Source organism: Mycobacterium sp. MFM001 (assembly GCF_003402475.1).
In the GTDB taxonomy this organism is placed as follows: Bacteria; Actinomycetota; Actinomycetes; order Mycobacteriales; family Mycobacteriaceae; genus Mycobacterium.
The window spans coordinates 81,290-92,856 of the sequence record NZ_BFAB01000002.1; the positions used below are offsets into that span (position 1 = coordinate 81,290).

13 protein-coding genes are annotated in these 11,567 nt (G+C 66.0%); 8 read left to right on the top strand and 5 right to left on the bottom strand.

Going from position 1 to position 11,567, the window contains the following annotated elements; all coding sequences use genetic code 11:
* Positions 1-71 precede the first annotated feature (71 nt).
* The 7 genes from MFM001_RS03795 (at position 72) to MFM001_RS03825 (ending at position 5,389) form a co-directional block, all read left to right on the top strand.
* Complete coding sequence (locus MFM001_RS03795) at positions 72-734, top strand: TetR/AcrR family transcriptional regulator (RefSeq protein WP_238158903.1); 663 nt, start codon at positions 72-74, stop codon at positions 732-734.
* A gap of 126 nt (positions 735-860) precedes the next feature.
* Positions 861-1,730 (top strand): DUF427 domain-containing protein, encoded by an 870-nt coding sequence (locus tag MFM001_RS03800; protein ID WP_116373768.1) that lies wholly within the window; start codon positions 861-863, stop codon positions 1,728-1,730.
* A 2-nt stretch (positions 1,731-1,732) separates the two neighbouring features.
* Positions 1,733-2,164, top strand: coding sequence for a VOC family protein (locus MFM001_RS03805; RefSeq protein ID WP_116373770.1), 432 nt, complete (start codon positions 1,733-1,735; stop codon positions 2,162-2,164).
* On the top strand, positions 2,161-2,859 hold the full coding sequence (locus tag MFM001_RS03810; RefSeq protein ID WP_116373772.1) for a haloacid dehalogenase type II: 699 nt from the start codon (positions 2,161-2,163) through the stop codon (positions 2,857-2,859). The genes MFM001_RS03805 and MFM001_RS03810 overlap by 4 nt, the downstream gene beginning before the upstream one ends.
* Positions 2,860-2,885: 26 nt before the next feature.
* Complete coding sequence (locus tag MFM001_RS03815) at positions 2,886-3,947, top strand: zinc-binding alcohol dehydrogenase family protein (protein WP_238158905.1); 1,062 nt, start codon at positions 2,886-2,888, stop codon at positions 3,945-3,947.
* Positions 3,948-4,029: 82 nt separating this feature from the next.
* Entirely contained in the window at positions 4,030-4,527 is a 498-nt protein-coding gene (locus tag MFM001_RS03820) for a DUF417 family protein (RefSeq protein ID WP_116373774.1), read from the top strand.
* 31 nt (positions 4,528-4,558) lie between these two features.
* Entirely contained in the window at positions 4,559-5,389 is an 831-nt protein-coding gene (locus MFM001_RS03825) for an SDR family oxidoreductase (RefSeq protein ID WP_116373776.1), read from the top strand.
* A gap of 20 nt (positions 5,390-5,409) precedes the next feature.
* Here MFM001_RS03825 and MFM001_RS03830 read toward each other — a convergent pair whose 3' ends face one another.
* From MFM001_RS03830 to MFM001_RS03840, 3 genes are read right to left on the bottom strand one after another with little or no spacing between them, the layout of a single operon-like run.
* Positions 5,410-6,252, bottom strand: coding sequence for a glycine betaine ABC transporter substrate-binding protein (locus MFM001_RS03830; RefSeq protein ID WP_116373778.1), 843 nt, complete (start codon positions 6,250-6,252; stop codon positions 5,410-5,412).
* Positions 6,249-7,418 (bottom strand): NADP-dependent malic enzyme, encoded by a 1,170-nt coding sequence (locus MFM001_RS03835; RefSeq protein WP_238158906.1) that lies wholly within the window; start codon positions 7,416-7,418, stop codon positions 6,249-6,251. The genes MFM001_RS03830 and MFM001_RS03835 overlap by 4 nt, the downstream gene beginning before the upstream one ends.
* Positions 7,419-7,438: 20 nt before the next feature.
* Entirely contained in the window at positions 7,439-8,428 is a 990-nt protein-coding gene (locus MFM001_RS03840; RefSeq protein WP_116373780.1) for a malate dehydrogenase, read from the bottom strand.
* A gap of 161 nt (positions 8,429-8,589) precedes the next feature.
* Between MFM001_RS03840 and corA the strand changes: the two genes are divergently transcribed.
* On the top strand, positions 8,590-9,693 hold the full coding sequence (gene corA / locus MFM001_RS03845) for a magnesium/cobalt transporter CorA (RefSeq protein ID WP_116373782.1): 1,104 nt from the start codon (positions 8,590-8,592) through the stop codon (positions 9,691-9,693).
* A gap of 60 nt (positions 9,694-9,753) precedes the next feature.
* On the opposite strand, the gene MFM001_RS03850 is transcribed toward corA, so the two are convergent.
* The gene (locus MFM001_RS03850; RefSeq protein WP_116373784.1) at positions 9,754-10,401 is read right to left on the bottom strand and encodes a suppressor of fused domain protein; all 648 of its coding nucleotides are present in this window, start codon (positions 10,399-10,401) and stop codon (positions 9,754-9,756) included.
* A complete protein-coding gene (locus tag MFM001_RS03855) occupies positions 10,382-11,566 on the bottom strand; it encodes an ABC transporter ATP-binding protein (protein WP_116373786.1) in 1,185 nt (394 codons plus the stop codon). Before MFM001_RS03855 ends, MFM001_RS03850 begins: the two co-directional genes overlap by 20 nt.
* Between the last annotated feature and the right edge of the window lies 1 nt (position 11,567).

Genomic DNA, 11,567 nt, shown 5'->3' on the forward strand with positions numbered 1-11,567 from the left:
CCGACGGTACAGTCGAGATCTCGACGAACAGTGACATCCACTGATCGATGTGTGCCAAAGGTGGCGCTATCGTGACCGACGATGTGCGGTTGACCCGCAAGGGGCAGGCAACCCGAGCTCGCATCGTCGACGTGGCCGCCGAGTTGATGTTCGAACATGGCGTCGCTGGCACCAGTATCGATCAGGTGCGCGGCGCCGCCGCGGTCAGTGGTTCGCAGATCTCGCACTATTTCAGCGACAAGCGCGAGTTGACTCGCCTGGTGATTGCCGCGCGCCGCAACGACGTCGTGGCCTTTCACACCGCACCGCAGTTGGCTCCCCTCGACAGCTTCGAGGCGCTGCAGGCCTGGGCCGACACCTGCGTGGCCGACGCAGACACCGTGTACCGCCGAGGCGGATGCGTTTACGGCTCGCTGGCCGGTGAGCTGATCGAAGCCGATGAGGATATCCACCACGATCTCGCTACCGGATACGAGCAATGGATTGCGTTGTTTCGCGCCGGCCTCACCGCGATGCGCCGCCGCGGCGAGCTGCGCTCCGACGCCGACCCCCGCCATCTCGCGGTCTCACTAGTGGCCGCGCACCAGGGCGGCGCGATGCTCACCTACGCCACCCGCAGCGCAGAACCTCTGCGCGCAGCGGTCAATGCCGCCGTCGACTATGTGCGCTCGTTCGCGCCCGCGGCGAAGCCTCGCGGGTCGCGGACCAGGCGGCAGCGCAAGCCCCTACCCTGACCGTCAGAGTTTGGGTTGCACAACCCAGTCGATAGGGCCATACTTCTGGGTTAGATATCCCAATCTATTGGGCAGGCCGTGTCGATCTATGGCTTGGCGATAGCTTTCGCGCAGGAAGGAAAACCGATGGGTTTGGCATGGCAACAGGGGCCGCTGGCCACCGGGTCGGTTGGGCACTTCCTGACACCGCAGCCGCTGCCGGAACGACTGCTCTTCGCTGAGCCGCTGCGTCGCCGGATGCGCGTACGGTTTGCGGACGAATGGATCGCCGACAGCGAGGATGTGGTGCTGCTGCACGAGCCTGGCCGTTACCCGGTGGCTTACTTTCCACGCCGCGACATCCGCTCCGAAACCTTAGTCACCGAGGATCGGACCACCCAGCACCGCGATCTGGGCGAGGTGCACTGGTTCTCGGTACGAATCGGAGAGCGGGAAACCAACCACGCAGCCTGGCACTACCCGGGGTTGCCAGCGTATGCCAATGTGCTCGAAGAGCGAGTGGCCTTTGCCTGGCGCGCAATGGACGCCTTCTACGAAGAAGACGACCGCATTGTCGGGCACGCGTCGGACTTCTATCATCGCATCGACATCCGGACCACCTCACGCCATCTGGTCGTCCGCGACGGCGAGCGGATCATCGCCGACACCCGAGCGCCGCTGGCCCTCTACGAGTCCGGCTTTGCACCCCGCTGGTATGTCCCCCGCGGCGACGTCGACGGATCGGCGTTGGAAGCCGTTGAGGGACAGACGTTTTGCCCCTACAAGGGCCTGGCGAGCTACTACAACATCGGTGACCACAAACGCGCCGCATGGTCCTACGTCAACGCCTGGCCGGAAGTTGCGCCGGTGCGCAACCTGGTGTCCTTCGAGCCCGACAAGGTCGACGTCTATCTCGACGGCAAACAGCTACACCTCGAGCCCGGGCAGACCGTCGTCTCCCACGGCATCGACCGGGGTCTCGACCCCGATGAAATCCTGCAGAAGAGTGCTGTCTAGCGATGAAGGCGCAATTCGAAGTCGTGATTCTGCCGGTCTCGGATCCGGATCGGTCGCTGCGGTTCTACCGCGATCAGGTCGGATTCGATCTTGACGTCGACTACGCCCCGTCGGCGGATTTCCGGGTTATCCAGCTAACGCCCCAGGGTTCGGCTACCTCGATTCAATTCGGCGTCGGCCTGACCGACGCGCCGGTGGGCTCCGTTGACGGCCTGTATCTGGTGGTCCCCGATATCGAGGCATCGCGACACGAACTGGAAGATCGCGGCGTCACAGTCAGCGAGGTCCGGCACAAGGACACGGAGGGCGGTTGGCGCGGCGGCTTTCGCCCGGGCATCGATCCAAGTCGCACTGACTATGCCAGTTTCGCGGATTTCCGTGATCCCGACGGCAACGCCTGGGTCCTGCAAGAACGTGGCCACCTGCAGGCGTGACCGAATTCCGCGGTGAGGAGCCGCCGTCGGTGCTGGTGTTTGATGTCAACGAAACTCTCCTCGACTTCGAGGCGATGACACCGCTTTTCGTACGCGTCTTCGGTGATGCCCGGGTGCTGCGCGAGTGGATGACCGAGTTGTTCATGTACTCGATGACCACGACGCTGTCGGGCCTGTACGTCGATTACTTCACGCTCGGCCAAGGATTGTTGCAGATGGTCGCCGACATCCACGGCGTGCCCATCACCGCGCAGGATCTGCAAGCCGTGCGGGACGGCATGCTGACCCTGCCGGCGTACCCCGATGTCGCTGATGGGCTATCCGTACTGCGCGACAATGGTTTTCGGCTTGTCACGCTGACGAATTCGCCCCCCAACCCCGACGGTCCGAGCCCATTGGAGCACGCCGGGCTGGGTCGGTTCTTCGAGCAGCAATTCAGCGTCGACGCCAGTCGCGTCTACAAGCCGGCGGTGCAGCTGTATCAGGACGTGGCTCGGCGGCTCGATGTGGTGCCCTCGAGGTGCATGATGGTCGCCGCCCATGTGTGGGACATCATCGGCGCGCAGAGTGCCGGATTCACCTCCGCGTTGATCGCCCGCCCCGGCAACGCGCCCCTGCCAGTCCGCGGTCTACGGCAGCCAAACGTTGTCGCGTCCGACTTGCGCGAGTTCGCGCAGTGCCTGACCAGCGCGTGATGTTGCGGACACACAGAGAGGAAACGATGGAGATTGCCGACAATCACGGGTCATCGCCAGGCTCGCTGCCCGTGGCACCGGCGGTGGTGCGAGAACGGCCGGGCGGGGAAAACATGCGCGCGATCATCCTGGAAAGGTTCGGCGGACTCGACAGCCTGGTCTACGCCGATATCCCCAAACCACTGCCCAAGGAGGGCGAGGTCGTCATCCAGATCAAAGGATTCGGTATCAACCACGCCGAGATGCACATGCGTCGAGGCGAGTGGGCCGAAGCAGCGGAAGTCAGCGGCATCGAATGCGTCGGGATCGTCGACTCCTGTCCAGGCGGGGAGTTTCCGGTCGGCGCCAAGGTCGCTGCACTCATGGGCGGCCTCGGACGAACGATCAATGGCAGCTACGCCGAGTACACCCGCGTGCGCGCCGCCAACGTCGCTCTCATCGAGTCCGACCTGCCCTGGTCACAGTTGGCGGCACTGCCCGAAACCTATGCGACCGCCTGGACGTGTCTCTTCCGCAGTCTCAATCTCGCCGCGGGACAAATACTGGTGATACGCGGCGCCACTTCGTCTTTCGGCCAGGCAGCGCTCAAAATGGCGGTTGCTGCCGGCGCACGTGTCATAGCCACCACACGCAGCCACAAGCGCTTCCCCATGCTCGAGGAGCTCGGCGCCTCACGTGTCGAGCTGGAGAAGCCCAGTCTTGCCGGGCAGATCGCGGAAGCCAAACAGATCGACGCGGTCTTGGATCTCGTTGGCAACAGCACCATTCTCGATTCCCTCGACATGCTGCGCCGCGGTGGCATTGCATGCCTGGCGGGTTGGCTGGGAGGGCTCGCGCCGATCGCCGACTTCAACCCACTGCAGCAGATGGCCAGTGGCGTGTACCTGACATTCTTCGGCAGCTTCGTGTTCGGCACGCCGGGTTTTCCGCTATCTGATGTGCCTCTCGGAGAGATCGCACGGCAAGTCGCCGACGGCCGACTCGAGGCCAAGCCCGCACACGTCTTTGCCTTCAACGAGATTCATGAAGCCCACCGCATCATGGAGACCGGCGAAGCCGCTGGAAAGATGGTTGTTGTCGTGGAATGAGCTCCCGTGAGCGGTGAACCCACCGAGTGCGCTGCACGTGAAACAGTGTGGGGCACAACGCGCCCCGAGGAAGGACACGACAATGCACGGTGGGGTTCGGTGGGATTATGTCACCTACGTCGGCCAAGCGGTTAGCCGCTATGGGCTCGTGATCGTGTTGGCGTGGATCGGATTCGGCAAATACGTCAAGATGGAAAGCCGGGTACTCATCCAGCACAGCCCACTGATGTCGTGGCTTTACCACTTTCTCAGCGTGGGCGCCGTCGCAGCGGCACTGGGCAGCGCGGAGATCGTGGCAGCCCTTCTGATCGCACTCCGGCCACTCTGGCCGCGGGCGTCAGCAGTGGGCAGTGCGATGGCCATAGTGCTCTTCCTGGGGACGTTGAGTTTCCTGTTCACCACGCCCGGGATCGTCGCTGGCCACGCAGGCCCCGTCCCTGTGCTCAGTGCACAACCGGGCCAGTTCCTGCTCAAGGATCTGGTGCTGATTGGCGTGGCTATCTGGACGCTCGGCGACTCGCTCGTAGCCGATACCCAAACGCATAGGGGCGCTGCCCGCGATACCGGAGGTACCGGCTAGCCTCATCGTGAGCCAACCGATAGGAGCGTTCATGGAGGGGTTTGCCGGAAAGGTGGCCGTGGTCACCGGCGCCGGTTCGGGTATCGGCCAGGCGCTGGCCGTCGAGCTGGCCCGCTCGGGCGCCAAGTTGGCAATCAGCGACATCAACACCGAAGGACTGGCGCAAACCGAAGAGCGGCTCAAGGCGATCGGCGCGCCCGTCAAGGCGGACCGCCTCAACGTCGCCGAGCGCGAGGCCTTCTTGGTCTACGCCGACGCGGTCAACGAGCATTTCGGCAAGGTGAACCAGATCTACAACAACGCCGGGATCGCGTTCACCGGTGACGTCGAGGTCAGCCAGTTCAAGGACATCGAACGGGTGATGGACGTCGACTTCTGGGGCGTGGTGAACGGCACCAAAGCCTTTCTGCCGCATCTGATCGCCTCCGGCGACGGGCACGTCATCAACGTCTCCAGCGTCTTCGGGCTGTTCTCGGTTCCCGGGCAGGCCGCCTACAACTCAGCCAAGTTCGCCGTCCGCGGCTTCACCGAGGCGCTGCGGCAGGAGATGATTCTGGCCGGCCACCCGGTGAAGGTCACCACCGTGCATCCCGGGGGCGTCAAGACCGCGATCGCCCGCAATGCCACCGCCGCCGAGGGGATCGACTCCAACGAGCTGGCCGAGTTCTTCGACAAGCGCCTCGCCAGCACCAGCCCGCAGCGGGCAGCCCGGATCATCCTGGAAGCCGTGCGCAAGAACAAGGCCCGAGTGCTGGTCGGCGCGGACGCCAAGGCGCTGGACCTGATCGTGCGCGCGACCGGTTCCGGCTACCAGCGGCTGTTCGCCGCGGTGATGGGCCGGGCGATGCCCCCCACCCACTGAGGCTGCCCCGTCTGGGCGACCTAACGCCCCAGCGGGTGTTCACCGAGCCACGCGTCGGCAACCGCCTGCGGGTCGGCGCCCTTGGCGACCTGACGGCGCATATCGACCAGTGCGGCGGTGTCCAGCACACCGGCCACCTCGTTGATCGCCAACAGCTGCCGGTCGGCCAGTTCGTTGCGGCGATACAGCGGCACCACGTTTTCGGCCTGCACCAACGCCGGCTTCCCGTCGGCCAGCACCACTAAGTCGCCGGGCACGTCAGGGGCCGCCGTGGTGGTCCACGCCGCGGTAACCTGCCCGTCCCGCAACGCCGCGAACATCGTTGCGGCATCCGGGAATTGGCGGGCAAGCGGCAGTTGGCAGCTGCTTATTTTGGTCGGTGTCCGGCTGCCGGCGATCGCCCCTACGACGATGCCACGGCAATGCCGGGGCAAGGCGCTCAGTTCGGTGCCGCCCCACGCCTTGGCCGTCGACTGCGTGACCGCCAGTGCCGGCTTGTCCTCGGCGGCGGTCGCATAGTCCCCGGCGGCGATCCCCTCGGGTAGCACGCCGATCATCGCCCGGTAGACCTGTTCGTCGGAACGCACTTTGGCGCCCGGCTCGAACACCTGTAACACCTGGCCGGTGAACCCGGGGACGACGGTGTAGGCCCCGGCGTCGAGCTTGCTCAGCGGGTCGGGCGCCGACTCGCTGCGCGCGGGGAACCCATACGACCGCAGCGCCCCGACATAGATGTCGGCGAGCAGCACGGACTCGGTGTCGGATCCGACCAGCAACTCGGGCGCATGGTGGTGCGTCTCGGCACAGCCCGCCAGTGCCAGCGCCGCGGCGAGCACCAGCGCCGCAAGCTTGCCGGCGGTCACTCCGGAGTGTCGGCGGCCGCTGCCACCGCGGCCGCCACCGCCGGTCCCACCCGCGGGTCCAGCGGGCTCGGCACAATCCGGTCCGGCGCGAGGTCGTCGGCGACGACGGAGACGATTGCCTCGGCCGCGGCCACCTTCATCGCCTCGGTGATCCGACGTGCTCCGGCGTCCAGCGCACCGAGGAACACCCCGGGGAAGGCCAGCACATTGTTGATCTGGTTCGGGAAATCGCTGCGGCCGGTGGCGACGATCGCGGCGTGCCGGGCCGCCACATCCGGATGGATCTCCGGGTCGGGGTTCGACAGCGCGAACACGATGCCGTCGGGGGCCATCGTCGCGATCAGCTCCTCGGGGACCACACCGCCCGACACGCCCAGGAACATGTCGGCGCCCTTGAGCGCTTCGACCATGCCGCCGGTGAGGCCGTCGGGATTGGTGGACCGCGCCAGGTCGGCCTTGATGGTGGTCAGGTCGTCGCGGCCGGTGTGCAGAATCCCGCGCGAGTCCAGCAGGGTGATGTGCGAAATACCCACGGACATCAGGATTTTCGCGCATGCTAAGCCGGCAGCGCCGACGCCGGAGATCACCACGCGCAGCGAGGCCATGTCACGGCCGAGCACCTTGGTCGCGCCGATCAGCGCCGCCAGCACCACGATCGCGGTGCCGTGCTGGTCGTCGTGCATGACCGGGCAATCCAACGCCTCGACCAGGCGGCGTTCGATCTCAAAGCACCGCGGCGCAGAGATGTCCTCGAGGTTCACCGCGCCGAACGTCGGCCGCAACCGCACCAGCGTGTCGACGATCTCATCGGGGTCCTTGGTGTCCAGCACGATCGGGATCGAGTCCAGGCCGGCGAACGCCTTGAACAGCGCGCATTTGCCTTCCATCACCGGCAGCGCTGCCGCAGCGCCGATGTCACCGAGACCCAGCACCGCACTGCCGTCGCTGACCACGGCCACCAGCCGGTGCGCCCAGGTGTAGCGCGCGGCCAACGTGTGGTCGGCCGCGATCGCGCGACTGACCTGTGCCACGCCCGGGGTGTAGGCGATCGACAGCGCGCGCTGCGTGTCCAGCGGGGCCCTCAACTGCATGGAAAGCTTGCCGGCTTGGTGCGCCTCGAAGATTTCCTCGTCTGCTAAGACGATGTGCGGGCTTGGTTCGGACACGTCCTTGAGCGTACTGCGGCTCAGATCAAGCCCAGTTCGGTGACCGCCTTGCGCTCGTCGGCGAGCTCGGCGGTCGACTTGTCGATCCGGCCGCGGGAGAATTCGTCGATCTCGAGGCCCTGAACGATGCTCCAGTTGCCGTTCTTGGTGGTCACCGGGAACGACGAGATCAGCCCCTCCGGCACGTCGTAGGAGCCGTCGGAGACGACCGCCATCGACACCCAGTCGCCGTCGGGGCTGCCCAGCAGCCAGTCCCGGGCGGCGTCGATGGTGGCCGAGGCGGCCGAAGCGGCCGAGGAGGCGCCGCGCGCGTCGATGATCGCCGCGCCGCGCTTGGCGACGGTCGGGATGAAGTCGTTCTCGATCCAGGACTGGTCGCCCACGACCTCGGCAGCGTTGCGGCCCTTCACCTCGGCGTGGAACACGTCGGGGTACTGGGTGGCCGAGTGGTTGCCCCAAATCGTCATCTTCTTGATGTCGGTGACCGCGGCGCCGGTTTTCTTCGCCAGCTGCGAGATGGCCCGGTTGTGGTCCAGCCGGGTCAGGGCGGAGAACCGCTCCTTGGGGATGTCGGGCGCGTTGCTCATCGCGATCAGCGCGTTGGTGTTGGCCGGGTTGCCGGTCACGCCGATGCGGACGTCGTCGGCGGCAACATCGTTGAGTGCCTTGCCCTGGGCGGTGAAGATGGCGCCGTTGGCCTCCAGCAGGTCGCTGCGCTCCATGCCCGGGCCGCGCGGGCGTGCGCCGACGAGCAGCGCGAGGTTCACGCCGCTGAAGATCTTGTTGGGGTCCGCGCCGATCTCGACGCCGGCCAGCAGCGGAAATGCGCAGTCGTCGAGCTCCATCACCACACCCTCGAGCGCCTTGAGGGCAGGCTCGATCTCGAGCAGCCGCAGCTCGATCGGGCGGTCGGGGCCAAGCAGCGCGCCGCTCGCCAGGCGGAACAACAGGCTGTAGCCGATCTGGCCGGCGGCGCCGGTGACGGCGACCTTGAGGGGACTTGTGCTCACGTCGGTTGCTCCTTGGGCAGTATTGCGTCGCGTCGAAACTAGCGCACCGACGCCGGAGCCAAACCTCGGGTCGCCCGGAGCGGCTCACAGGTGCTGATCTGCCAGGACGCGTAGCATTGCCGACGCTTGGCCCGTTCTGCGCTGACGACGGAGGTGACCCGATGCCATCGTTTCGCGCGTTGTCGCCGTCGCTGCGACCGACCGTGCGCACGAAGGTCGGCGAGCCCGCCGGCCCGTCGGTCCAGTCGCCGATCGAGCGCGTCATGGTCGACTGCGGCGTCTACGTCGACGGCAAGCGGCTGCCCGGGGCGTTCACGCCCGCCGACGCGCTCGCCAAGGCGCGGGAGGTCGAGCAGGCCGGCCAGGAGGCGTTCGTCTGGATCGGCCTGCACGAGCCCGACGAAACCCAGATGAAGGACGTCGCCGATGTTTTCGGGCTGCACCCGCTGGCCACCGAGGACGCCGTGCATGCCCATCAGCGACCCAAGCTGGAGCGCTACGACGAGACGCTGTTTTTGGTCCTCAAGACGGTGAACTACGTGCCGCACGACTCGGTGGTGCTGGCCCGCGAGGTCGTCGAGACCGGCGAGGTGATGATCTTCGTCGGCAAGAACTTTGTGGTCACGGTCCGGCACGGCGAACACGGCGGACTGTCCGACGTGCGCAAACGCATGGACGCCGACCCGGAGCACATGCGGCTGGGACCGTATGCGGTGATGCACGCGATCGCCGACCACGTGGTCGACCACTATCTGGCCGTCACCAACTTGATGGAAACCGACATCGACGCCATCGAGGAGGTGGCGTTCGCGCCCGGGCAGCGCACCGACGTCGAACCGATCTATCAGATCAAGCGCGAAGTCGTCGAGCTGCGCCGCTGCGTCAACCCGCTGTCGGTTCCGTTCCAGCGCATGCAGACCGAACACAAAGACCTGATCTCCAAGGAAGTGCGGCGCTATCTGCGCGACGTCGCCGACCATCAGACGCACGCCGCCGACCAGATCGCCGGCTACGACGAGATGCTCAGCTCACTGGTGCAAGCCGCGCTGGCCCGGGTTGGCATGCAGCAGAACACCGACATGCGCAAGATGTCGGCGTGGGCCGCCATCATCGCGGTGCCCACGATGATCGCCGGGATCTACGGCATGAACTTCGACTGGATGCCGATCCTGGACTGGCGGTGGGGCTATCCGGTGGTGCTCCTCGTGATGGCAATGTTCTGTCTGGTCCTGTATCGCACCTTCCGGCGCAACCGCTGGCTCTAGTTTGGCGAGCAGACAGAGAATCGCGTTACCGCAGGCGAATTCATGCGATTCTGCGTCTGCTCACGCGGAAGAGGCGCGACGGTTCGGGTCCAGCACGTCGACGCCGTCGGCCCGCCACGCCTCGCGCATGGCCTCGGCGCCTTTGAGGCGCACCCACGCCGCCTCGGTCGCCGTGATCGGCGTCGCCGACAAGAAGCTCACCGGCTCGCGGGGCGGGTCGAGCGGCAGCTCAGCGATGTCGCTGCGGCCCAACAACACCGCGGTGAACGGCGCCCGTCCGGATGGTCGCGTCCAGAGCGGCGAACCGAGGTCGATCAGCGCGTCGGGCACCAGCACCACACCCTCGACCGCCGGTGTTGCCGCCACGACTGCCAGGCTGCGGGCCAGCCCGGTGATCGGCCCGGCTAATGGTGGCGACCCGCGGCGCCCGGCTTCGCCGCGCTTGCGATCGCCACGCGGATCACGCAGGCGCAGAACGACTTCCGCGCGCGGACCCTGTAGCGGGTCGGCCACCATCGCGGTCGGGTCGACCATCGGATGCCGCGAACAACCCAGCGACACGTAGTGCACCACCCCGTCGCCGTCCGGCCGGAAACGCAGCACCTCGATGGGCTCGGCGCCCAGAAACGTCACACTCGCAACATCGGGGTCCGCGTCACCGAAGTGAGCGCACACGTGTGCGCGGACGTCAGTCAGAATCTGTGTCACTCGGCGGAACAGTCAGGTTGACACCGGAATCGGCATCGAAGATGGCCAGTTTCAAAGTGTCGAAAGCCAATTCGAGCGACTGCCCTTTGGCGGCCTTCGACGCCGAGGGAACCCGCGCCACGAATTCGTGCTCGACGCCGTCGGATTCCTCTTCGGCCTCGGCCAATTGCTTCGAATGCACCGCGGCACCCTCGGTGGTGAAGTACACGTATTTGTCGGCGCCCAGCGACTCGACCATGTCGACCTTGACCTCGAAGAGCAACGCGCTGAGGCGCTGATACGCGTCGATCAGCGCAGCGTCCTGCAGGTGCTCGGGCCGGATGCCCACGATGACGTTCTGCGGCGTCGGGTGCTGGGCGAGCACGTCGTGAACCGGCTGGGTCAGGGTCACCTCGCCGAACGGCAAACTCACCCCGGTGGGCGTCATGGTGGCGGGGAAGAAATTCATTGCGGGCGAGCCGATGAAGCTGGCGACGAACAGGTTGGCCGGCCGTTCGTAGAGCTCGTCGGGAGTACCGATCTGCTGTGCCACCCCGCCGCGCATCACCACCACGCGGTCGCCCAGTGTCATGGCCTCGGTCTGGTCGTGGGTGACGTACACGGTCGTCGTACCCAACCGCCGCTGCAGGCGGGCGATCTCGCCGCGCATCTGCACCCGAAGCTTGGCGTCCAGGTTCGACAGCGGCTCGTCCATCAAAAACGCCTTGGGATGACGCACGATGGCGCGGCCCATCGCCACCCGCTGGCGCTGACCGCCCGACAACTGCGAAGGCTTGCGATCCAGAAAGTCGGTCAAGTCAAGGATTCTCGCAGTCTCGTCGACCTTTTGCGCGATCTCGGCCTTCTTCATCTTCGCCAAAGTCAGCGGGAAGGCGATGTTCTGCCGCACCGTCATATGCGGGTAAAGCGCGTAGGACTGGAACACCATTGCGATGTCGCGATCCTTGGGGGCTTTTTCGTTGACCCGCTCGCCGCCGATTCGCAGCTCCCCCGACGAGATATCCTCCAGCCCGGCAATCATATTCAGCGTCGTGCTCTTGCCGCAGCCGGAAGGGCCGACCAGGATGAGGAATTCGCCGTCGGCGATGGTGATGCTCAGGTCCTTCACGGCCGTCGCGCCGTCGGGGTAACTCTTGGTCACCCTGTCCAACACAATCTCGGCCATC